At 71.5% G+C, this 21,994-nt stretch carries 16 protein-coding genes and 2 pseudogenes; 13 read left to right on the top strand and 5 right to left on the bottom strand.

Going from position 1 to position 21,994, the window contains the following annotated elements; translation table 11 throughout:
• Positions 1 to 158: 158 nt before the first annotated feature.
• On the bottom strand, positions 159 to 1,217 hold the full coding sequence (locus ACZ3KJ_RS19185) for a LuxR C-terminal-related transcriptional regulator (protein WP_467528355.1): 1,059 nt from the start codon (positions 1,215 to 1,217) through the stop codon (positions 159 to 161).
• Between the two features lie 134 nt (positions 1,218 to 1,351).
• Between ACZ3KJ_RS19185 and ACZ3KJ_RS19180 the strand changes: the two genes are divergently transcribed.
• Together ACZ3KJ_RS19180 and ACZ3KJ_RS19175 are read left to right on the top strand one after the other, a co-directional pair.
• Positions 1,352 to 2,236, top strand: coding sequence for an O-methyltransferase (locus ACZ3KJ_RS19180; protein WP_467528353.1), 885 nt, complete (start codon positions 1,352 to 1,354; stop codon positions 2,234 to 2,236).
• Positions 2,229 to 2,876, top strand: coding sequence for a flavodoxin family protein (locus tag ACZ3KJ_RS19175; RefSeq protein ID WP_467528351.1), 648 nt, complete (start codon positions 2,229 to 2,231; stop codon positions 2,874 to 2,876). Before ACZ3KJ_RS19180 ends, ACZ3KJ_RS19175 begins: the two co-directional genes overlap by 8 nt.
• Before the next feature lie 135 nt (positions 2,877 to 3,011).
• Here the strand turns inward: ACZ3KJ_RS19175 and ACZ3KJ_RS19170 are convergent, their stop codons facing one another.
• Positions 3,012 to 4,232, bottom strand: a complete 1,221-nt coding sequence (locus ACZ3KJ_RS19170) for a metallophosphoesterase (RefSeq protein WP_467528350.1) — start codon at positions 4,230 to 4,232, stop codon at positions 3,012 to 3,014.
• A gap of 378 nt (positions 4,233 to 4,610) precedes the next feature.
• On the opposite strand from ACZ3KJ_RS19170, the gene ACZ3KJ_RS19165 reads away from it, so the two are divergent.
• The gene (locus ACZ3KJ_RS19165) at positions 4,611 to 5,579 is read left to right on the top strand and encodes an SGNH/GDSL hydrolase family protein (protein ID WP_467528349.1); all 969 of its coding nucleotides are present in this window, start codon (positions 4,611 to 4,613) and stop codon (positions 5,577 to 5,579) included.
• Positions 5,580 to 5,660: 81 nt separating this feature from the next.
• Here the strand turns inward: ACZ3KJ_RS19165 and ACZ3KJ_RS19160 are convergent.
• Positions 5,661 to 5,996: pseudogene (locus ACZ3KJ_RS19160) on the bottom strand (DoxX family protein); the annotation flags it as partial.
• Between the two features lie 438 nt (positions 5,997 to 6,434).
• On the opposite strand from ACZ3KJ_RS19160, the gene ACZ3KJ_RS19155 reads away from it, so the two are divergent.
• The 3 genes from ACZ3KJ_RS19155 to ACZ3KJ_RS19145 all read left to right on the top strand — a co-directional run bounded on the left by ACZ3KJ_RS19155 (position 6,435) and on the right by ACZ3KJ_RS19145 (position 10,325).
• Positions 6,435 to 8,684, top strand: coding sequence for a beta-glucosidase (locus ACZ3KJ_RS19155; RefSeq protein ID WP_467528347.1), 2,250 nt, complete (start codon positions 6,435 to 6,437; stop codon positions 8,682 to 8,684).
• 45 nt (positions 8,685 to 8,729) lie between these two features.
• Complete coding sequence (locus tag ACZ3KJ_RS19150) at positions 8,730 to 9,113, top strand: hypothetical protein (protein ID WP_467528345.1); 384 nt, start codon at positions 8,730 to 8,732, stop codon at positions 9,111 to 9,113.
• A 177-nt stretch (positions 9,114 to 9,290) separates the two neighbouring features.
• Positions 9,291 to 10,325 (top strand): LacI family DNA-binding transcriptional regulator, encoded by a 1,035-nt coding sequence (locus ACZ3KJ_RS19145; RefSeq protein ID WP_467528343.1) that lies wholly within the window; start codon positions 9,291 to 9,293, stop codon positions 10,323 to 10,325.
• Between the two features lie 2 nt (positions 10,326 to 10,327).
• Here ACZ3KJ_RS19145 and ACZ3KJ_RS19140 read toward each other — a convergent pair whose 3' ends face one another.
• Both ACZ3KJ_RS19140 and ACZ3KJ_RS19135 read right to left on the bottom strand, forming a co-directional pair.
• The gene (locus ACZ3KJ_RS19140) at positions 10,328 to 11,326 is read right to left on the bottom strand and encodes a LacI family DNA-binding transcriptional regulator (RefSeq protein WP_467528341.1); all 999 of its coding nucleotides are present in this window, start codon (positions 11,324 to 11,326) and stop codon (positions 10,328 to 10,330) included.
• Between the two features lie 50 nt (positions 11,327 to 11,376).
• On the bottom strand, positions 11,377 to 14,022 hold the full coding sequence (locus ACZ3KJ_RS19135; protein WP_467528340.1) for an alpha-L-rhamnosidase: 2,646 nt from the start codon (positions 14,020 to 14,022) through the stop codon (positions 11,377 to 11,379).
• A gap of 348 nt (positions 14,023 to 14,370) precedes the next feature.
• On the opposite strand from ACZ3KJ_RS19135, the gene ACZ3KJ_RS19130 reads away from it, so the two are divergent.
• From ACZ3KJ_RS19130 to ACZ3KJ_RS19100, 7 genes and pseudogenes are all read left to right on the top strand, one after another.
• Complete coding sequence (locus tag ACZ3KJ_RS19130; protein ID WP_467528338.1) at positions 14,371 to 15,330, top strand: carbohydrate ABC transporter permease; 960 nt, start codon at positions 14,371 to 14,373, stop codon at positions 15,328 to 15,330.
• Positions 15,327 to 16,148, top strand: coding sequence for a carbohydrate ABC transporter permease (locus ACZ3KJ_RS19125; RefSeq protein ID WP_467528336.1), 822 nt, complete (start codon positions 15,327 to 15,329; stop codon positions 16,146 to 16,148). Before ACZ3KJ_RS19130 ends, ACZ3KJ_RS19125 begins: the two co-directional genes overlap by 4 nt.
• A 113-nt stretch (positions 16,149 to 16,261) precedes the next feature.
• Positions 16,262 to 17,530 (top strand): ABC transporter substrate-binding protein, encoded by a 1,269-nt coding sequence (locus ACZ3KJ_RS19120; RefSeq protein WP_467528334.1) that lies wholly within the window; start codon positions 16,262 to 16,264, stop codon positions 17,528 to 17,530.
• A gap of 246 nt (positions 17,531 to 17,776) precedes the next feature.
• Positions 17,777 to 18,340, top strand: coding sequence for a GNAT family N-acetyltransferase (locus tag ACZ3KJ_RS19115; protein WP_467528332.1), 564 nt, complete (start codon positions 17,777 to 17,779; stop codon positions 18,338 to 18,340).
• A gap of 860 nt (positions 18,341 to 19,200) precedes the next feature.
• Positions 19,201 to 20,583, top strand: coding sequence for a DEAD/DEAH box helicase (locus ACZ3KJ_RS19110; RefSeq protein ID WP_467528612.1), 1,383 nt, complete (start codon positions 19,201 to 19,203; stop codon positions 20,581 to 20,583).
• A gap of 152 nt (positions 20,584 to 20,735) precedes the next feature.
• Positions 20,736 to 20,993 (top strand): annotated as a pseudogene (locus ACZ3KJ_RS19105) (serine/threonine-protein kinase); the annotation flags it as partial.
• Positions 20,994 to 21,175: 182 nt separating this feature from the next.
• On the top strand, positions 21,176 to 21,664 hold the full coding sequence (locus ACZ3KJ_RS19100; RefSeq protein ID WP_467528330.1) for a GNAT family N-acetyltransferase: 489 nt from the start codon (positions 21,176 to 21,178) through the stop codon (positions 21,662 to 21,664).
• Positions 21,665 to 21,994: the final 330 nt, after the last annotated feature.

The following is a 21,994-nucleotide window of genomic DNA, read 5'->3' as shown; positions in this document are numbered from 1 at the left end:
CATGTCCCGCCGCCCGCTCACCTCGGAGCCCGTGACCGAGGGCCACCCCGACACGATCGCCGGCCGGGCCGGCGGCAGGCTTCTCCACGCGCCGGCGCACGAGAGGATCCCGGAGACCGGCTCCGGCTCCTCCGCGAAGGCCTTCGACGGGACGGAACCTACGGACGGCCGTCACCCGGCGCCTCCCCGGGTAACTCGGGGGCGACGGGGACGGCGAGCATCTGGTCGGGGAGCAGCCCATGGGTGGCGATGAGATAGCCGAGCTGCGCCCTGCTGACGCTGCCGAGCTGACGCGAGATGCGGCTGATGTACTCGGCCACCGTGCGCCGGCTGACGCCCAGCCCACGGGCGATCTTCTCGTCGGTCTGACCGGCGACGAGGAAGCGGATGATGCTCTGCTCGATCTCGGAGACGACGACGCGCGGGCGGCTCCGCACGTTCGGGTCGACCGGCGTGCCCCGCGCCCAGGCGTACTCGAACACGTTGGTCAGGAACCAGACGATCGCCGGATCACGGACCTCCAGCGCCTCGTCGGAGTAGTCCGGGTTGGTGGGGATGTACGCCACCTCCCGGTCGCAGATGATGAGCCGGTCGAACATCTCGTCCACCGTCCGTATTTCCCCGCCGGCCGCCGCGACCTTCTTGATGTATTCGACGGTCGGCGGGTGCGACCACACCGAGTGCTGGTAGAGGGTGCGCTGGCGTATTCCCTTCGCCAGGAGCGCGAGATTGCGTTCCGCCACCGCTTCCAGTATTTCCGGGGGCCGGCGACCCCCGGGCTGCGCGGTGAGCAGTGCGGACCGGCAGGCGGCCACGGAGGCGTCGACCGTCCGGGCGATGAGCTCACTGCCGCGCAGGATCGTGGCGCTGGGCAGGTCGCCTTTGCGTGCCGCGGCGAACACCTCTCCCGCGGCGTGGAAGGACTCCCCGAGATGCAGCAGCCGGCGGCGCCCGGTCGCCACTTGCTCCTCGAGGGGGGACATCACCCGGTGGGCGGCGACGCAGGGCGGTACGGGAACCAGGTACCCGGGGGCGTTCACCGCCGGCTCCAGCAGGCCGAGGGCGATGACACAGTGCTCGGCCGACCCTTCGGCGACCGCCCCCGCCGCTGTCGTCTCCCGGTACCGGCGCAGCCCGGCCTCGCACAGTTCCGCTCCGCAGTTCATCCGATCGCATCGGTTGGGTTCGGATTCGTGCCCTGCGTGATCGTGTGGCATGCGTGCATGTTAATGCGGGCTCGCATTGGGTCGATCTGCCCAGAAACAGGAAGATCGATTTGAGTATTCCGGTATTTCCCGGCGGTTTTCCGAGGGTATCCACTGATATGCCTGACGCAGAAGAAGGACGGGATATGACCCAGAGGCTGCACACCGAGGAGTTCCACAAGGCGGTGGCCGGGCTGAGCGTCCCCGGCATGGGCACCGAGGTCGTGGGCCCGCTGCTCGCGAATCTGATCCAGCTGCTGCGGCCCGAACGCGTCCTGGAGGTGGGCATGGGGTACACCACGCCCTACCTCGCCGCCGCCCTGGCGGACACGGAGGACGCCGTGCGGCAGGAGTCCGTCGCGCTCGCCGCCAAGACCCGGGAGCACCTCGCCCGGGGGGCGGAGCTGGACGACGCGTGGCTGCTGGCCGACCCTCCGCTGGTGTCCCCCTCGCACCACCTGGAGCCCTACCGGCCGCGCCTGGTGGCCGTGGACAACCTGTCCATCGCCGACTCCTCCGCCGGCCGCGTCCAGGAGGTCCTGCGCGAGCTGGACCTCGACCGCTGGGTGACGGTGGTGAACGCCGACCTCAAGGACGCCGCCGAGCGCCTCCCCGACGACTTCCCGCCCATCGACCTCGCCTGGGTCGACGCGTGGGAGTGCCTGTACTTCTTCGACCACTTCTGGGAACTGATCAACCCGGACGGCGGGCTCGTGGTCATGCACTACCTGATGACCTACCCGGAGGGCGAGGCCCTGCTGCGCTACATCGCGAAGTTCCAGCAGGCCCACCCGGGCGAGCTGGAGGTGGTGAACCTCCTGGAGTCGCAGAAGCTGATGCAGAACAGCATCACCGTGCTGCGCCGCACCAGCGGGGTGCGGGCACGCCGCTACGCGGGACCGGGCGGCGCGGTCCGGTACACCGAGGAGCTGCGCCAGGACGCCGAGCGTCACCTGGGCCTCGTGGCGCGCCCCGACTCCGGCTCCGACTCCGGCTCCGGCTCCGGCGCGGCCGTACCGGCCCATGACTGAGGCCGCGCCGGGCAGGACGGCGGGCCGGGCGCTCGACCAGGACCGCGCGCGGAGCTTCGCCTTCATGCTGGGCAGCCCCCGGCCGGGCGGTGCGTCCGAGCGGCTGGCCCGCCGCGCGGCCGAGGGGCTCCCCCCGCGGGCCGGGCGGAGCTGGCTGTCGCTGAGCGGGCTGCCGCTCCCCGGAGCGGAAGGCTTCGGCCCCGCCTCCTCCGCCCCGGCCGTGGACGCCTGCCCAGGGGCGGCAGGGCAGGAGAAACTGCTGCTGGACGCGACCCTGGAGCACACGGACATCGTGGTCGTGTCCCCCCTCTACTGGTACAGCGTCTCCGCGCAGGCCAAGCTCTACCTGGACTACTGGGCCCGCTGGATGAGCAGCCCCGAGCTGGGCTTCCGCACCCGCATGGGCGGCAAGACCCTGTGGGCCGTCAGCACCTTCGCCCGCGGCGAGGCCCATGACGCCGAGCCCCTGGTGGGCATGCTCCGGCGTACTGCCCGCTACCTGGACATGGTCTGGGGCGGCGCGCTGCTGCACCAGGTCCGCGGCACCGGCGAACCGGCTGATCCCGACACCGCGCACGAGGCCACCGCCTTCTTCGGCGCGGCGAGGCCGCCGGACGTGGCCCGGCTCGGCGCGGAGTGACGGAACGGGCGGCGGCCCGAGCGGCGCGAAGGGTGCCTGAGCCGGGCAGACGCCCGGGGCAGGCACCCTTCTCCCGTGTCTGGAGGAAGCCCGGCTTCTCCGTCCGCCGGTGCGGAGGGGCCGGCCCGGCGAGTGCTACGTCGAGGCGGTCGGGTGCGGGGAGCGGAGCACGAGCAGGGTGATCTCGCTGGGGGCGAAGACCCGGAACGGCGGGCCCCAGAAGCCGGTGCCGCGGCTGGTGTAGAGGAGGGTGCGGGGGCCGTGGTGGCTGAGGCCGGCGAGGGCGGGCTGGTCGATGCGGACCAGGTGGTGGAAGGGCCAGATCTGACCGCCGTGGGTGTGGCCGGAGAGCTGGAGGTCGATGCCGGCTGCTGCCGCCCGGTCGATGAACTTGGGCTGGTGTGCCAGGAGCAGGACGGGCAGGTCGGGATCGGCGCCGTCCAGGGCTCCGGCGAGGTGGGCGCGGTGGCCCGCCAGGCCGGAGGACTCGGCGGTGACGTCGTCCACGCCGGCGACCACGAGGGTGTCGCCGCCGCGTTCGAGCAGCAGATGGCGGTTGCGCAGCGGCTCCCAGCCCAGCTCGTCCATCAGGTCGACCCAGCCCTGGGCCTCGCTGTAGTACTCGTGGTTGCCGGTGACGTACACACGGGCCCGGGTGGCCCGCACGGTTCCGAGCGGGGCGGCCTGGGCGCGGCGGCGTTCGGCCGTGCCGTCCGCGATGTCGCCGGTGTGGCAGACCAGGTCGGCTTCCAGGGTGTTCACCGTCTCGCACACCCGTGCCGACCAGCGGGCGCGATCGAGCGGGCCGTAGTGGGTGTCGGTGATGAGGACGACGCGGAGGCCGTCCAGCCCGGCACCCAGCCGCGGGAGTCGCACGTCGAGCCGGCGCACGCGCGGTACGCGGCGGGCCTCGGCGTACCCCCAGGCGAGCAGGACGGCGGTGACGCCGAGGACGGCCCAGGTGACGATGCGGGCCCGGTCCTGACTCCCGCCGACGCCGGCCACGGTCAGGGCGAGCCGCAGGAAGACACCGAGCAGAACGGACCAGGTGAACAGAACCCAGCCCGTGCCCAGCAGGGTGTCGCCGGCGATCGCCGCCCGGTCCTGCTGTCGCCGGCCGTGGCCGCGCACCAGCGCGAGCGGCATACCGACGAGGCCGAGGACGAACGCGGCCGTGCCGGCCAGCGTGACGGGCAGCGGCCAGTGCTGGCCGGTGTACAGGAGCACCCAGCAGGGCACGGTCCACAGAAGCACGGGGGCGATCAGGGGGATGTAGCGCATCAGGCGGTGCAGCCGGCTCTGCCGCGGAACTTGCGCGTCAGTGCCGGCGGGTCGGGTGTCGCTGGTGTCGGTCACGCTTCCCCTCACAGACCAGGCTGCCGTCTCGCGCACTGTATCCGGTCGCCCCCGGACCGGCCGGACCGGTGTAGGCGGGCGCGGGCTCCGGCCCCACGGCTGGGGGTCGAGCGTGCCGGCGATCGAGAACAGGCCAGCCCTCGTGAGGATGCGTGTCCGGCCGGGACCCTGCCATCGATCAGGAACCGGCACGGTGCTGCGCAGACACCACTCCCAAGTGGTCGCCGGTAGTGGACGAGTGATCGACACACCGAACCCCGGTCCCCCACAAAGGTGCGCACCGCAGCCCGCATGTGACTGTCCGCATTGGATCTAGTGCGTTGAGTGACGATCTCTTTACGGTCGAAGCGACGCCAACACCGTATCCCTGGAGGATTCGTGGCACGCTTCCGCACTCGTCTGGCCCTGCTCGGCTCGGCCGCGGCTCTCGCCGTCGGCGCTCTTGTCCCCGCACAGTTCGCCGGGGCGCGACCCGCCGCCGCGGCCGAGGAGCACCAGTGGGTCGCCCTGGGTGACTCCTACACCGCCGGTGTCATCCGGGCCGCGGGCAACACCTTCGAAGTCCCGCGCGACGGCTGCGAGCGCACCGACCGGTCCTACCCCCAGGTCATCGACCGCGACCTCTGGGGCCTCTTCGACCTGACCAACGTCAGCTGCGGCGCCGCCACCATCGAGAACGTCACCGACACACCCCAGCACCCGATCGGCCGCCACCTGCCGCCCATCTCCGAGGACCCGGACTACCCCTTCCCCGCGGTGCCTCCTCAGTCCGAGGCGGTGGGCCCCGACACCGACGTCATCACCGTCGGCGTGGGCGGAAACACCCTCGGCTTCGCCGACCTCCTCATGAAGTGCCCGGAGCTGGGCGGCGAGAGCGGCGGCGTGGGCACCCCGTGCAAGGACGCCCTGGGCGCCGGCATCCCGGCCCGGCTGAAGAAGGTGCGCCAGGAATACGACCGGATGCTCACCGTCCTCCACGAGCGCGCCCCGCACGCGAAGATCCTGGCCGTCGGCTACCCCACGGTCATCCCCAAGGACACCTCCAGCTGCAACTTCGGCGACCTGACGCAGTTCGGCACGATCACCCAGGGCGACCTGAACTGGCTGCGCCAGGACGTCCTGGAACCCCTCAACAAGGCCATCAACAACTCGACCGGCACACAGGAAGCCGCCGGCTTCGTCGACCTCTCCACCTCCTCCCGGAACCACAGCGTCTGCGACGACAGCAAGTGGGTCGAAGGCTTCGTCACCCTGCCCGACCAACTGTCCTTCGTGCACCCCAACGCCCTCGGCCACCGCAACGCCGCCGACCACGTCGAAGAAGCGATGCTGAACGCCATCAGCTAAGCCGGCCCGGCACCCGGCCGACGATCCGACAGCGAACCGGCCCCCGGCACCAGCCGGGGGCCGACGCATCCCACGACCTCGTCATCGCGGGCTGCTGTCACCTTGGCGAAGGTGGCTCTGACGACGGGTTTCGACGGCGGAGGACACCTCACCGAACAGCGCGTGGAGGGCGGCGTGTCCGATGTTGAGTGCGATCCGGCGGTCTCCGCCGGTCAGGTGGACGGCGATCGCACCGGCCTGCCGGAGGACGAAGCCGATGGCCGCGGTCGGCGCCAGCGAGGGAACGATGCCGGTCGGCGGTGGCAGGACGAGGCCGCTCGCGCCGAGTATCTCGACCGTTCCCGGAGCCCTGAGGGCGGGCAAGGGCATGCGGTCCCCCCAGGCCGTCATCGGTCGGAGCTGATCACGGCTGCGGATCCTTGTCCAAGGCATTGCCGACCTACAGCGAACCGCTTACGGTGAGGGCCGTCACCGCGTAGATCGGTCTACGCGGTGCAGCGAGCGGCGGGGCGAGCCGTGTTCCCCGCCTCCCGGGAGGCGTCGATGAAGATGCGTCAGACAGCGCGGAGCCAAAGCCTGCGGTGCGGTGCCGGCGGAGGGGTGTGCCCGCGCACCCGGCCGCAGCCCGGCCCGTACCCAGGCCGGTCCGCGCACCGGACGCCCGCCCGGACCGCCCTGCCGCGCCGACGAGCCGTGGCCGAGCCGCCGCTCTGACCTGTCCCCCTCCCCGCTTCCCCGCCTTTTTCTCCGCTCTCTCTCCCGCGGACCTGCCCAGGCCCGCCGGGACGGGACGTCCTCTCCTCATCCCTGTGCGGTGGACGACCGCATGATTTTGAAACGTTACAAGGAGGCATCGTGTCCGAAAGGCAGACACCGCGAACGGCGAGCCGCCGCCGGCGAAGAGGCGCCGCGATCGTCGCGTCCGCCGTGCTGATCACGGTCGTGCCGACCACCGCCGGCACCGCGACGGCGGGCAACGCCGCGGCCACGGACTGCTCCAAGGCGCCGTGGACGGACACCCGGAAGTCCGCCGACCAGCGGGCCAAGGCGCTGCTCGCCGCCAGCACCCGGCACCAGATCTACCGCTGGCTCGTCGAGCAGCCCGCCAACAGCCCCACCCAGACCGACTTCCAGGGCGTGACCTACCCGGTGCAGGTCTCCTGCACCCCGACCGTCACCTACACCGACGGCCCCGAGGGCGTGCGGTCCGTCGAGGGCGTCACCGCCTTCCCGGCACAGATATCCCTGGCGTCGAGCTTCGACGAGGACACCGCCTACGCCAAGGGCAAGGCGATGGGCAGCGAGTCCTTCGACAAGGGCAGGAACGTCATCCTCGGCCCGGGCGTCGGGGGCGGCCGCACCGCGCTCGCCGGCCGGACGCCGGAGTACTTCGGTGAGGACCCGGTCGTCAACGGCGTCCTCGCCGGCGCCCAGGCCCGCGGCATCGAGAGCAACGAGAACAAGCCGGTCCTGGCCGACCTCAAGCACTACGTGGCCAACGAACAGGAGACCGACCGGCAGACCAGCTCCTCCAACATGGACGAGCGGACGTTCAAGGAGATCTACGAACTCCCTTACGGCATCGCCCTGTCGGAGGGCGACCCCGAGAGCGTCATGTGCTCGTACAACCAGATCAACGGCGTCTACGCCTGCGAGAACGAGCTGCTCGACGAGAGCCTCAAGGGCGAACTCGGCTTCGAGGGCTACGTCATGAGCGATTACGGCGCCGTCCACTCCACCGCCGCCTCCCTCAAGGCCGGCCTCGACCAGGAGCTGAACCGGCCGATCTACTACACGCCGGAGAAGCTCGACGCCGCCCTCGCCGCCGGCGAGATCACCCAGGCAGACATCGAGCGGGCCGCGCTGCGCGTCGTCCGCTCCTACATCGACGGCGGCCTCTTCGACCACGCGCCGGCCGACGAGCCCGTCGCGGACGTGTCGACGCCCGCCCACAAGGCGCTGGCCCGGCAGATCGCCGAGGAGGGCTCGGTGCTGCTGAAGAACAGCGGCGACACCCTCCCGCTCAACCAGCGCAGCGGCAAGACCCTCGCCGTCATCGGCTCGGTCGCCGCCAACGACCCCGACTCCGGCATGACGGCCAGGCAACTGTGCAGCCTGCCGCTGAACTTCGGCGGCACCACCAGCGGCCGCAACACCATGGCCTGCGAGGACATGGTCGCCCCGCTCGACTCCCTCACCGAGCGCGCCGCCGGGCTCGGCATCGAGGTCGTCTACGACGACGGCAGCGACGCGGAGCGCGCCGCCGAGGTCGCCGCCGACGCGGACGTCGCCGTGGTCTTCGGCTACAAGCAGGTCGGCGAGTTCTCCGACCCGAAGGACCTCGGCCTGGACGCCGGCGGCGACGCGCTGATCAGCGCCGTGGCCGACGAGAACCCCTCGACCGTGGTGGTGCTGGAGACCGGCACCGCGACCACCATGCCGTGGCTGTCGAAGGTCGACTCCGTGCTGGAGACCTGGTACCCGGGCGAGCAGGCCGGTCCCGCCATCGCCTCCCTGCTCTTCGGCGACGTCAACCCCTCCGGCAAGCTCCCCATGACCTTCCCCAAGTCCGAGGAGCGGCAGCCCGCCGACACCGAGGAGCAGTACCCGGGCGTCGTCCCCGAGGGCGAGACCATCCGCCAGGTCGAGTACAGCGAGGGCCTCGAGGTCGGCTACCGCTGGTACCAGGCGCAGGACGAGGAGCCCCTCTTCGACTACGGGTACGGCCTGTCCTACACGGACTTCGACGTCTCCGGGGCGAAGGTCTCCACCAACGGCGAGAACGGCCTGACCGTCCAGTTCAAGGTGACCAACACCGGCAAGCGCGCCGGCACCGAGGTCCCGCAGGTCTACCTGGAGCTGCCGCGCAGCGCGGACGAGCCGTCGGCGCGGCTCATCGCCTGGGACCGGGTCTCCCTGAAGGCCGGCCAGAGCAGATCCGTCACGATCGAGCTGACGCGGGAGCAGGTCGAGACCCGGCACCTGACCCAGTACTACGACGACGACCGTGACGCCTGGCGCACCCCGTCGGGGACCTTCACCGCGCACGTCGGCACGTCCTCGGACACCACGCTGTCCACGACGTTCACCCTCGGCAAGCGCTGACCGTCCCGGCCCGCACCGCCCGTCCGCGGACGGGGCCCGTTCACGGTGGAGGCCGGGGACGGCGGGGCCCTGCCGGACCGGCAGAGCATCGCCGGCCTGGGGGACAGGTCCGGGAAGTCGACGTACCGCACCACCGCCGACCTGGACGAGTCCGTCGTGCGGAACGGCGGAGCCACCCTCGACCTGGGCACGGTCAACGGCACGTACACCGTCGAGCTCCACGGACGGGCCCTGCCGAAGGCCGACCTCGTCGACGCCTCGGCCGTCGACCTGACCGGCTGGGTGACGGCCGGCCGGAACGTCATCGAGGTGCACGTGGCGACGCTGCCCGGCAACGCCGCGTACGACGCGAAGCAGTCGTACGGGCTCGTCGGTCCCGTCGTCGTCCGGCCGTACGCGGAGAAGACCGTCGCCGAGGGGCGGCGCTGAGCGTACGGACACCACTGTGAGACGCTGACCGCCACCGGCCGGGACCCCCGGCCGGCAGCACAGCGCCTCACCGAGCCCCGGGCGCCCCCGGATCCCCCGGGGGCGCCCGGGGCGCCTTGCGGACCGCGCGGCCGGCGGGGAGGGCTGCGCTGACGGTGATCGCACGGGAGGGACCACGTGTCGCAGGCCAGCAGTCGGCGCCGGTCGGTCACGATCCAGGACGTGGCACGGGCGGCCGGGGTGTCGCGGGCGGCCGTGTCCAAGGTCATCCGGGACGCCTCCGGGGTCAGCCCCGCGATGCGCGCCCGGGTCAACGCGGCCATCGAGGAGCTGAACTACCGGCCCAGTGTGGCCGCGCGGTCCCTGCGCGGGTCGAGCTACACCCTCGGCCTGGAGGTCCCGCACCTCGGCAACCGGTTCCTCACCCAGATCGTCGACGGCGCCCTCCGGGCGCTGGAGGGCACCCGGTACCAGCTCGTCATCGCCCCCGCCGACGGCCGCGAGGGGTACGGCGCGATCGAGGCGCTCGCCGACCGCCAGGTCGACGGCATCGTCGTCGTCTCGCCCCGGGTGGACGCCGACTGGCTGGAGCGGCTGGCGACCGGGGTGCCGGTGGTGATGCTCGGGCGGCACGACCGTTCCGCGCGGTACGACACCGTTGTCGGCGACGACGTCGCCGGCACCCGGCAGGTCATGGAGTACCTTCTGGGGCTCGGGCACCGGCGGATCGTGCACCTCACCGAGGAAGCGGCGGTGACCGCGCCCGGCACCGGCAGCCCGCACGCGCTGCGGCTGCGCGCCTTCGAGGAGGCGGTGCGGGCCGCGGGCAGCCCCGAGCCGGCACGGGTGGTGCGCACCGGCCAGACCGAGGAGAGCGCCCGCGCCACGATGAACGACCTGCTTTCTCAACACCCTTGGCCCACAGCGGTGTTCGCCAGCCACGACCAGCTCGCCCTGGGCGCGCTCGCCGCCCTGGTGGAGCACGACGCCGGCCGGGAGATCTCCCTCGTCGGCTACGACAACACCGACCTCGCCGCGCATCCGGCGATCTCGCTGACCTCCGTCGACCAGCAGGGCCCCGAGATGGGCCGGCGGGCGGTGGCGATGCTCCTCGAACGCATCGAGGGCCGCGACGAACCGCAGCACCACGTCGTCACACCGTCACTGGTCGTCCGGGACAGCAGCGGCCCGCCGACCGGTGAACGACCCTGAGTTCAGGACGAGTTGCGCTCGACCAGCCGCGGCGGGAACACCAGCCGCCGGTGCGTGTGACCTTCCCGGTCCTCGTCGATGAGCAGCTCGGCCGCGGCCTTCCCCAGGTCGTACCCGCCGACGTGCACCGAGGTGAGCGGCACACCCGCGGTCGCCGCCGAGTGGATGTCGTCGTACCCGACGATCGCCAGGTCGTCGGGGACCCGCAGCCCCGCCCGGAACGCCGTCTGCATGACACCCAGCGCCAGCAGGTCGTTGGCGCAGAACGCGGCGGTGACGCGCTCGCTCGCGGTCAGCAGTTGCTCCCCGGCCCGCCGCCCCTGGTCGACGGTGAACGCGGTGGTCTCGACGACCTGGAGCACGTCGGAGGGCCGCCCGGCGCGCTCCAGGGCCTGCCGGCTGCCCGCGAGCCGGTCCTGGGACTGGCGCATGTTCATCGGTCCGGTGACGAACGCGATCCGCTGGTGCCCGCGGGCCAGCAGGTGCGTGACGGCCGCGTCCGCCCCGGCCACGTCGTCGACCGCGACGGAACACACGTCGGGATAGGTGTCGGCGTTGTCGAGCAGGACGACCCGCAGCCCCCGCTCCCGGACGCTCTCCAGCCAGCCGCGGTTGAGGTCGGCGGGCGTGATGAGGACCCCGGTGGCGTGCTGCTGGGCGAGCTGCTTGAGGTACCGCTCCTCCTTGTCGGCGAGGACGTCGCTGTTGCACAGCATCACGGTCCGGCCCTCGGCGTGCAGCAGGTCCTCGGCGCCGCGGGCCACGTCGGTCAGGAACGGGTTGCGGACGTCGAAGACGACCAGGCCGACGACGCTGCCGCCGCGGCTGCCCGAGAGCTGCCGGGCGGCCGGGTTGGGGACGTAGCCGAGGACGTCGATGGCGTCCTCGACCCGTTCCCGCGTGGCCCGCGCCACCTTGTCCGGCCGGTTGAGGACGTTGGAGACGGTTGCGATCGAGACTCCGGCGCGCAGCGCGACGTCTTTGATCCCGACGGTGTTCATCCCCATGAGCCCTTCAGACGGCCGCCTGGCGGGCGGTCGGTTGTAACGCTTCAACCCTGGACCGACATCGTATCCGCCGGGTCCGGCTGCTTGCCCCGAGCCGGCCAGGGCACCTCGAAGCGGTGGGTGCCGCTGCCGACAGTGGTGGCCAGACCGGGCAGGTCGATGTCGGCGGTGGTGTTCGGCGGGACCGTGGCCGTCACCGTGAGCGTGCCGCCGTCCAGCCGCCACCCCGCCTCGGCCGTCCCGTAGGGCGTGAGGTGGCGGGCGTCGGCGCGGGTGAGGTGACCGCCGGGACGCGGGGCGATCCGCAGCCGCCGGTAACCGGGGGCGGCGGGCGCGAGACCGGCGACGACACGGTGCAGGAAGTCGGCGACCGCGCCGAGCGCGTAGTGGTTGAACGACGTCATCTCACCCGGGTTGACGGTCCCGTCCGGCAGCATGCTGTCCCAGCGCTCCCACACCGTCGTCGCGCCCTGCGTGACCGGGTACAGCCACGAGGGGCACTCCCGCTGGAGGAGCAGCCGGTAGGCGGTGTCGTCGTGGCCGGTGTCGCTCAGCGCGTCGCACACCTCCGGCGTCCCCGCGAAGCCGGTGGCGATGCGGTACCCGTCCTCGCCGACCAGCTCCGCGAGCCGCTCGCCGGCCGTGGCGCGGGCCGCGGCGTCCGGCAGCAGGCCGAAGCGGAGCGCCAGCGCGTACGCCGTCTGCGTGTCGGACGTCATGCGCCCCTCGGCGGTGACGAACGCCCGCCGGAACGCGGCGCGGGCCTCGTCGGAGAGGGTCCGGTAGCGCGACGCGTCGGCGTCCTCGCCGAGTTCGGCGGCGATCAGCGCGAGGACGTGCGCGGAGCGCGCCAGGTAGGCCTGCGCCACCAGGTAGGGGTCGGTCCGCGCCTGCCAGGGGTCCTCCGGCGGCGAGGCCGGGTCGAGCCAGTCACCGAGCTGCTTGCCGTGCCGCCACACCCCGTCCTCGCCGCGCTGGGAGGCGACCAGGTCGACCCACGCCCGGGCACTGGCGTACTGGGCGCGCAGCACCCCCCGGTCCCCGAAACGCTGGTACAGCGTCCACGGCACCAGCACGGCCGCGTCCCCCCACAGTGCCGCCGCCCACGCCGGTGTCCACTCCGGTACGGGGATGGCGGGCACGATGAAGGGGACCGTGCCGTCGGCGTACTGGTCGTGCGCGAGGTCCGCCAGCCACGAGGTGAGGAAGCCCGCGCAGTCGTACAGGAAGGACGCCGTCGGGCCGAAGACCTGGATGTCACCGGTCCAGCCGAGCCGCTCGTCGCGCTGCGGACAGTCGGTGGGCACGTCGACGAAGTTGCCGCGCATGCTCCAGCGGACGTTCTCGTGCAGCCGGTCGAGCAGCGCGTCGGACGAGGAGAACCAGCCGGTGCGGCGCATGTCGGTGTGGAGCACCTGGGCCGTGACGTCGAGGGGCGCCCGGTCCTCGGGCCAGCCGGTGACTTCCACGTACCGGAAGCCGTGGATCGTGAAGCGGGGCTCCCACTCCTCGACCGAGCCGCCGCCCTTGAGGACGTAGGTGTCGGCGGACGTGGCGTGGCGCAGCGGCCGGGTGTACAGCTCGCCGTCCTGGAGCACCTCGGCGTGGCGCAGGGTGATGGTCGTGCCGGCACTGCCCGTGACGCGGATCCGGACCCGGCCGGCGATGTTCTGCCCGAAGTCCAGGACGCGGCGCCCGCTGGGGGAGGTGAGCACGGCCTCCGGCGCACGGCTCTCCACCCGGCGCACCGGCTGCCCGGGCGGCGCGCACAGTGTTCCGGCGTCGAACTCGACGCGCTGCACGCCCTGCCAGCCCGACGCGTCGAAGCCGGGACGGGACCAGCCGGGCAACTCGGCGCGGGCGTCGTACCGTTCGCCCTCGTACAGTCCGGCGAACGTGATGGGCCCGTACGCGGCGCGCCAGCGTTCGTCGGTGCTGACCACGACCCGGCTGCCGTCGGCGCACTCCACCTCCAGCTGCGCGAGCAGCCCGGTGTGCCGGCCGTAGTGGCAGGTCTTGCCGCCGTGGATGCCGAACCGGCCGCTGAACCAGCCCTCGCCGAGCCACGCCCCGATCGCGTTGGAGCCCTCCGTCAGCAGGGCGGTCACGTCGTGCGTCGCGTAGCGCAACCGGTGGTGGTAGCTGCTCCAGCCCGGGGCGAGGACCTCGTCGCCGACACGCAGGCCGTTGATCTCCGCCTCGTACAGACCGTGGGCGGTGATGTAGAGGCGGGCGCGCACGACCGGGGCGGGCAGCTCGAAGGCGGTGCGCAGCAGCGCGGGCCGGGTCAGTTCGGGCACGGCCGGCGTGATCATGGCGGCGGTGACATCGCCGGGGGAGAGCAGGCCGGCCTCGACGGCGAGCGCCGGGCTCCAGCCGGAGCGGGTGCCGTCGGCGCCCCAGACCCGGACGCGGACCGTGCGGCGCTCCCGGGAGGCCAGCGCGGGGACCTCTTCCGGCCATGCCACGAGGACGGACTCGCCGCTCTCGACGCGGCCGCTGCTCCACGCCGGTCCGTCCTCCGGGGAGATCTCCACTTCGTATGCGGTCTGGAGCCATCCGTCCGGCGCGGACTCCGTCACCCAGGAGAGCCTGGGGCGGGCCTCACCGATGCCGAGACCGCCGCCGTGGTGCTCGGCGGTCGGCGCGGCCACCACCACGGATGTACCGGCAGGTGGATTCTCGGGCATGGAGCGGCTCCTGTTCTGTCGACCGGGTGGCTGGGCCGGTCACGGGGTGCGCCTGAAGCGCGTGAAACGCTTCAATCGCCGAACCGGGCACACGGTAAGGATGCTTGCGCGGCCACGTCAAGCAGTGCGACGCTCCTGAATACGCAGGTCATGTCGGGAGTGATGCGTCAAGGGGACCGACGCCGCGCTGTCCGGTGTCCGGAACAGACGCCGAGAAAATAGCGAATCCACTCTTGACACGACTCCGGGCTGAACCTAGTTTCTGGCCATAATTTGAAGCGTTTCAGCTTCGTTAACGCATCATCGTGGCGGCACAACGGCGCGCCGCGTGACTCGATGGAGAGCCAGATGGCCACTGTGGCGACCAGCCCTTTCCGCAAGCACCGGGACGGGCCTCCCGGGAAGGAGCCGGCCCCGGGCGGCGGGAGATCCCGTACCACGCGCAACCGGGCCCCCTGGTGGTTCGTCCTGCCGGCCCTGGTCTTCTTCGCCTTCGTGGTCCTCGTCCCCAGCGTGCAGGGCGGCTGGTTCGCCTTCACCGACTGGGACGGCATCAGCCCCGTCAAGCACTTCGTGGGGCTGGACCAGTTCCGGGCCCTGTGGGAGGACACGGCGGCCCGGGACGCGGTGGGCACCACCCTGCTGGCCGCGATCGCCATCACGGTCGTGCAGAACGCCATCGGCCTGCTCCTCGCCCTCGGCGTCAACGCCCGCATCAAGTCCCGCACCATCCTGCGCGTCTTCTTCTTCGCGCCGGCCGTGATCACCCCGGTGGTCACCGCGTACCTCTGGAAGTACCTGTACGCACCGGAGGGCGCGATCAACGCCCTGCTGAAGGCCGTCGGGCTCGACGCGCTGACGCAGGACTGGCTCGGTGACCCGGACATCGCGCTGTGGTCGGTGGTCGCCGTGGTCGTCTGGCAGTTCGCCGGCTACTCCATGGTCATCTTCCTCGCGGGCCTCCAGTCCATCCCCCAGGAGATCCACGAGGCGGCGGCGATGGACGGCGCCGGCCCGGTGCGGCGGTTCTGGTCCGTCATCCGGCCGATGCTCGCCCCGGCCATCACCATCAACCTCATGCTGTCGATCATCGGTGGCCTGAAACTGTTCGACCAGGTCTGGGTGATGACCCAGGGCGGTCCCGGCGGCGCCACGGACACCCTGTCCACCGTCATCTACAAGCAGGCGTTCCAGTTCAACAAGTACGGCTACAGCATCGCCATGGGCCTGGTGCTGACCCTCTTCGTGATCGTCGTCAGCGGCTTGCAGTACTTCTACCTCAGCCGCCAGGAGAAGAAGACCTCATGAACCGCTACACATGGCGTACCGGCATCCTCGAAGCGGTCATGATCGTGGTCGCCCTCCTCTTCGCCTTCCCCCTCTACGTCCTGCTCTCCATGGCCCTGCGCGAGGAGGGCGACGACGCCTCGCCGATCTCCCTGCCGTCCAGCCCCACGCTCGGCAACTTCGGCGACGCGTGGCGGCAGGCCGGTCTCGGCGCGGCCATCACCAACAGCATCCTGGTCACCGTCGGCAGCGTCGTGCTGATCGTCGCCCTGGCCGCGGCGGCGGCCTATCCGCTGGCCCGGTCCACCCGGTACTGGTCCCGCGGTGTCTTCGGCCTGTTCATGCTGGGGCTGCTGCTGCCGTTCCAGCTCGCGCTGATCCCGCTGTACCAGACCATGCGCGACCTGCACCTGCTGGGGAACCCGCTGGCGCTGGTCATCTTCTACACCGGCCTCCAGCTGCCCTTCTCGATCTTCATGTACACCGGGTTCCTGCGGTCCCTGGACCCCGGTTACGAGGAAGCGGCGCTCATGGACGGCTGCGGTCCCGTGCGCGCCTTCGTCAGGGTCGTCTTCCCGCTGATGCGGCCCATCACCGGCACCGTGGTCATCCTCAACGTCATCTTCGTCTGGAACGACTTCCTCACCCCGCTGCTGTACCTCAGCGGATCGGGCCGGCAGACCATCCCCGTCGCCCTGTTCGGCTTCGTGGGCCAGTACGTCTCGCAGTGGCCCATGGTCTTCGCCGGGCTCATCATCGGCATCCTGCCGGTGCTGATCGCCTACTTCCTGATGCAGAAGCGCATCATCCAGGGCTTCGCCGGCGGCCTGAAGGGCTGACCGCCCCTCCGGCACTCCACCCTTCCCCCGCTCGTCGTCCGAGCCGCCCGTACGGCGCCACATGCCCGGCGCCGGCCGTGCACCACCCCTTCCTCCCGCCCCTTGGAGCCGTCATGAGAGCAACCCGTCCCCTCGCCGCCACCTTCTCCGTCCTGTGCCTCGCGGCCGCCACCGCCGCGTGCAGCTCCGGCGCCGCCACCGGTGGCAGCGGTGACGGCGACACCCTGCGCATCGCCGCCAACTCCACCGACCGCACCCCGATGGACGCCGTCGTCAAGGCGTTCGAGAAGGCCAACCCGGACATCGCGGTCGACGTCACCTACGCCGACACCGACCAGCTCCAGTCGACGCTGCGCACCCAGCTCTCCTCGGGCACCGCGCCGGACGTCTTCACCGTCTGGCCCGGCAACGGCAACCCGGCCGCGGTCCAGGTGCTCCAGGCGGGCGGCTACCTCGCCGACCTGAGCGACTACGGCTTCGTGTCGGACATCGCCGAGGGCGACAAGAGCGTCACGCAGGTCGACGGCAAGACGTACATCGTGCCCGTCACCTTCAACGGCATCGGCGCCGTCTACAACAAGGAGACGCTGGCGGAGATAGGCGGCACCGAGCCGAAGACCTGGGACGACGTCCTGGACCTGTGCAAGAAGGCGCAGGACCACGACAAGGTGCTGCTGGCCCTCGGCAACCAGACCACGTGGGTCACGCAGCTCGTCGACTACGCGCTCGCCGCGACCACCGTGTACACGAAGGACGCCGACTTCGACGAGCGGCTCAGCGCGGGCGAGGCCACCTTCGCCGGCTCCGCCTGGAAGGACACCCTCCAGCAGTACCTCGACCTGAACGAGGCGGGCTGCTTCACCAAGAACCCGAACGGCACCAGCTACGAGACGTCCCTGTCCGACGTCGGCTCCGGCAAGGCCGTCGGCGTCGTCCAGGTCACCACCAGCATCCCGCAGGTGCAGAAGGAGGCCGGCGAGGCCGAGCTGGGCATGTTCGCCCTGCCGGCGTCGAACGACGCGGACGCCACCCGCATCCCCGGGGCCGTCTCCGCCGCCTACGGCCTGAACGCCGCGAGCAAGAACGAGGCCGCGGGCAAGAAGTTCATCGAGTACCTGGCCTCGCAGGACGGCCAGAAGATCTACGCCGAGGAGGGCGGCACCCTGCCGGCCCTGCCCAACGACTCCTTCGAGGCGGACCCGGCCCTGGACGTCCTGATCGACCTCCAGCAGGACGGCAGGACCATCCCGTTCATGGACCAGCGCTGGCCGAACCCGGAGGTGCAGCAGGCGCACTTCACCGCCGTGCAGAAGCTGTTCTCCGGTGACACCACCGTCGACGAGGCGCTGAAGAGCATGGACGACGCGGTCGAGACCGAGTGACCGACTCCAGCCGGGGCCCGACGGCCTTTCCCGTACGGCTACCGCGTGCCCATCTCCCCTTGGCGGGCCGCGGTGCCGCTGCCGCCCCACCGGCAGCGGCCCGTACGGGGCGACCCCAGGAACCACTCGCCGCTCCTTGAGCGTGACGTCGGCGGCTGAGGCTGCCCCGGACGAGCATGATCGGGCCGCCGAGCCGGTGGTGTGCGGCGGCTCGATGGCGCGTCGGGCCGGGCTATGCTGCCGACCATGACCAGCGGTGTGACCACTGAGCCCGCCATCCTTGACGTCATGGAGCTGACGTCCGATCCGGAGCTGGAGGTCCGGTTCGCGGAGTCGGCCCACCAGATCCTGGCGGATCTGGTCGGTGGGGGTGCCGCGCTGGGCTGGGTCGATCCACCCTCGCGGGACGAGGTGGCGGAACTTCTCGGGCAGGTCGTCTCTGCGGTGCGGGCCGGGGATGCGGCCCTGCGTGCCGCTTACCTTGGGCGTCGGCTGGTCGGGTTGGGGTACTGGCTCCGCTACGCCCGGCCGACTCATCGGCCACACGCCGATCTGGAGAAGATCGCGGTAGATGCTGCTGCGCAGGGTCGTGGCGTCGGTCGGGCGCTGGCCGCCGCCTTGATCGCTGACGCCCGGGAGACGGGTATCGAGGTCCTCACCCTGGACGCCCGTGGCGACAACACCAACGCCCTGCACCTCTACCGGTCGCTGGGCTTCACCGAATACGGCCGCCTGCCCGGCTTCGTCGCCGTCGGCGAACGCCGGTACGACAAGGTCTTCTGCATGCTGGACTTCCGTCGGCAAGGCTGACCACTGCCCCCTGCGAAGACCCGGCGGTGCCCCGCCGGCAGTCCGCGGTCTTTCATGCGAGATGATCTGCGACGCACCGGCCCGCTGGGCCCGCCACTACAACTACCCCGGTCGTGACAGCAGTTTCACCGAACGGCACCTGACGGTCGGCCCTTCCGGAACCAGGCCGGCAACTACGGTGGACGCTGCCGCCTACGGCATCACGTGGGCGCGGGCCCGGGAGTACGTCCTGACTCGTTCTGAGCGCGCTTCTCGCCTGGCCAAGCGACCTTACGATCTCCGGCACGCCGGGATCTCGTTCTGGCTCTCCTCCAGAGTGGATCCGGCCGAGTGCGCCCGCCGGGCCGGTCAGAGCATCGAGGTGGGCTGGGTGACAGGCGCCTGACGGGTGAAAGCCCAGGTCAGGAGCCTTTCTTCATCCGTCTGGAAGAAGCCGGGCTTCTTCGGCGAGTACGACACCAGCAGGTTCTTCGTCTGCTGGTGGTATACGGCCTAATCCGCCGCTGACCCGAGGAAATGAGCGAAATCGCCGGAGGAGAAGCGAAGTTGGTCCGCTCCTGGTCCGGAGCTTGGCGGCGGGGGCCGCGCTGGGCGCCGATGCCGGGAGTGTCCCTGGGGCACCACATGGCTCCGCACGGGCAGGTCCGGCTGTCGTTCCCGGCTGAGCGGCGCGGCACGGGAGGCCCGGACGGTGGGCCCCGTGCTAACGTTGCGCTTTTGCTGTGTCGCTGTGTCGGTGCTCCGTTGGGCGTCCCCGGTCGGCGGCCGCGTCCCTGCCGCGCCTTCCTCGGTACGGTCCCTTCGGAGGAAGGCTCTCTGTGAGCGAAGCAACATGTGCCGATGCCCGGCAGCAGGACGATGTGTCCGAGGCGTCGGGCGCCACTTCGGCCGTGCCCACGGCGGTGTCCTTCGCCCAGCTGGGGTTGCCGGCCGAGGTCCTGCGGGCGCTCGATGAGCAGGGTGTGACCGTGCCCTTCCCCATCCAGGCGGCGGCGCTGCCGAATGCGCTCGCGGGACGGGACGTCCTGGGCCGGGGCCGCACCGGATCCGGCAAGACGCTCGCCTTCGGCCTGGGGATGCTCGCCCGGACGGCCGGGCAGCGCGCGCAGCCGAAAGAGCCGCTGGCGCTCGTGCTGGTGCCCACCAGGGAGCTGGCGCAGCAGGTCGGTGAGGCGCTCACCCCGTACGCCGAGGCGCTGCGGCTGCGGCTCGCGACCGTGGTGGGCGGCGTGTCCATCGGAGGGCAGGCCGCCGTGCTGCGGGACGGCGCCGAGATCGTCGTCGCCACGCCCGGCCGGCTGCACGACCTCATCGAGCGCAAGGACTGCCGGCTGGGACGGGTGCGCATCGCGGTCCTGGACGAGGCCGACCAGATGTGTGACATGGGGTTCCTGCCGCAGGTGACCGGGATCCTGGACCAGGTGCGTCCCGACGGGCAGCGGATGCTGTTCTCCGCCACCCTCGACCGCGACGTCGACCAGCTGGTGCAGCGCTACCTGCGCGACCCCGCCGTCCACTCCGTGGACCCCTCGTCCAGCGCCGTCTCCGCGATCGAGCACCACGTCTTCGTCGTGCACGGCCCGGACCGGTACGCCGTGGCCACGGAGATCGCCGCCCGGGACGGCCGCGTCCTGCTGTTCCTGGACACCAAGCACGGCGTCGACCAGCTCACGCGGCATCTGCGGGCCAGCGGTGTGGCCGCCGCCGCCCTGCACAGCGGGAAGTCCCAGCCGCAGCGCACCCGGACCCTGGCCCAGTTCAAGAACGGGCAGATCACCGCGCTGGTGGCGACGAACGTCGCCGCACGCGGCCTGCACGTCGACGACCTCGACCTCGTGGTCAACGTCGACCCGGCCACCGACCCGAAGGACTATCTGCACCGCGCGGGCCGCACGGCCCGGGCCGGCCGCTCCGGCACCGTCGTGACACTCGTCCTGTCGGGACAGCGCCGCGAGACGAGCCAGGTCATGGCGGACGCCGATGTCGCCCCCAAGGTCACCAAAGTGCGGTCCGGCGAGGCGGAGCTGAGCCGGATCACCGGCGCCAAGGCCCCCTCTGGAAAGCCTCTCGACGGCGGGCCGGCCGTACCCCGCCCCAAGAATCACAACGTCCCGTTCGGCGGCCTGGGCAGCACCAAGGACGCGAAGAGCGGTTCCGGTGGCAGGTCGTCGTCCCGCAAGAGCAGCGAGGCCCGCAAGCTCGCGGAGGCCCGCAAGGCGGCCCGGGTGCGGCGCGGCGGCTGAGACCGGCTTCCTCGGACTGCCGGGCGGTGTCTTCGTCCACGCTGCTGGACGGATACGCGGGACCGGAGATCGGCCGGGGCGCACCGGACGGCGTCACGTACGGGTGAGCGTGCGCGGGGGGAGGCGTGCAGGCGAGGGAGAACGGCGCGGACCTGCCGCGGCGGATCGGTGCCTGCACCGTCGAGCGAGAACTGGGCGCGGGCGGCAGGGGAACGGTCCACCCCGCCCGTTCACGGGGCGGTCGGGCCGTCGCGGTCAAGGTGGCCCGATCCGAACTGGCGGCCGACCCGTACTTCCGTGAACGGTTCCGCGCGGAGGGCGAGGCCGCCCGCAGAGTCGGCGTTTTCCTCACGGCTCCGGTCGTGGACGCCGATCCCGACGCGGAGGCGCCCCGGCCGGCCACCGCGTACCGTTCTCCAGCTCCGCCGCATCGGTTCGGGCGTCCCGCGGCCGCTTGCGGGCGGCCGATTCGGCGGCAGTGACGTGGCCGATCGGGGCCTGGGCGAGCGGTTCCCGTGAGCGGTGCAGGAACGTCTGCCCGAGCAGCCGACCCGCCGTACGAAGGCATTCCCCGGTGCGGAATACTCTTCCGATGAGTTCACGCCCTTCTCCGATCAGCCAGCCGATCACGATACGGAGGGCCGTCGCGCGGGATGCCAAACGGCTCACGCGGCTCGTGCGTGGCTCAGGTGCCTACGAGGGCAAGTACGCAGCCGCAGTCGCGGGCTATCGGGTCGGTCCTGATTACCTCGAGGCCCACCGCGCCTTTGTGGCCGTCGGCGCCGACGAGCATGAAGGCCGGGTCCTCGGGTTCTACTCGCTCGTTCTCGCTCCACCGGAGCTCGACCTGCTGTTCGTCGCCGACGAAGTGCAAGGACGGGGAATCGGACGGCTGCTCGTGGCGCACATGAAGTCCGAGGCCCGAGCCGCCGGGCTCGACCGTCTCAAGGTCGTGTCGCATCTTCCCGCCGAGGACTTCTACCACCGCGTCGGTGCGGTGCGGACCGGGACCGCGTTCGCGAACCCGCCCGCCGTGCCGTGGGACCGTCCCGAGTTCGAGTTTCGCATTCCTTCGGAATGACGCGGTGTGCCGGTTGGCGGGGCACCGGATTCGCCCGCATGGCGGTCGGCATGCAGGAGCCGCTGGACGCCGCGCGCTCCGTGTGTGCCGTCGCCTCTGCCCAGGCGGGGTGATCGCTTCCGCCAGCGGCCTCCCCCGGCTACTTCCTCGCCTCCCGCACTCCCAGTGCGTTGAGCTCGTCCCTCAGCCTCTTCCGCTCAGGTGGCCGAAAACCCGCAACATGCGCAACGCGACCGAGGAGATCTTCGGCCCGGTGGCCACAGTCACCGCGTTCTCCCAAAGGGCTCGAGAGCATCAAGGTGTTGCATCCCGTCCCATGGCTCGTTGATG

It is taken from the genome of Streptomyces sp. NPDC003248, assembly GCF_055563235.1.
Note: the sequence above shows the minus strand (reverse complement) of the source record. Positions and strands in the feature narration are given on the sequence as shown.

Bases quoted from the DNA above. Each gene is read 5' to 3' on its own strand.
- ACZ3KJ_RS19185 (WP_467528355.1), bottom strand. From the start codon at position 1,217: ATGCCACACGATCACGCAGGGCACGAATCCGAACCCAACCGATGCGAT.
- ACZ3KJ_RS19180 (WP_467528353.1), top strand. From the start codon at position 1,352: ATGACCCAGAGGCTGCACACCGAGGAGTTCCACAAGGCGGTGGCCGGG.
- ACZ3KJ_RS19175 (WP_467528351.1), top strand. From the start codon at position 2,229: ATGACTGAGGCCGCGCCGGGCAGGACGGCGGGCCGGGCGCTCGACCAG.
- ACZ3KJ_RS19140 (WP_467528341.1), bottom strand. From the start codon at position 11,326: ATGAACACCGTCGGGATCAAAGACGTCGCGCTGCGCGCCGGAGTCTCG.
- ACZ3KJ_RS19135 (WP_467528340.1), bottom strand. From the start codon at position 14,022: ATGCCCGAGAATCCACCTGCCGGTACATCCGTGGTGGTGGCCGCGCCG.
- ACZ3KJ_RS19130 (WP_467528338.1), top strand. From the start codon at position 14,371: ATGGCCACTGTGGCGACCAGCCCTTTCCGCAAGCACCGGGACGGGCCT.
- ACZ3KJ_RS19125 (WP_467528336.1), top strand. From the start codon at position 15,327: ATGAACCGCTACACATGGCGTACCGGCATCCTCGAAGCGGTCATGATC.
- ACZ3KJ_RS19120 (WP_467528334.1), top strand. From the start codon at position 16,262: ATGAGAGCAACCCGTCCCCTCGCCGCCACCTTCTCCGTCCTGTGCCTC.
- ACZ3KJ_RS19115 (WP_467528332.1), top strand. From the start codon at position 17,777: ATGACCAGCGGTGTGACCACTGAGCCCGCCATCCTTGACGTCATGGAG.
- ACZ3KJ_RS19100 (WP_467528330.1), top strand. From the start codon at position 21,176: ATGAGTTCACGCCCTTCTCCGATCAGCCAGCCGATCACGATACGGAGG.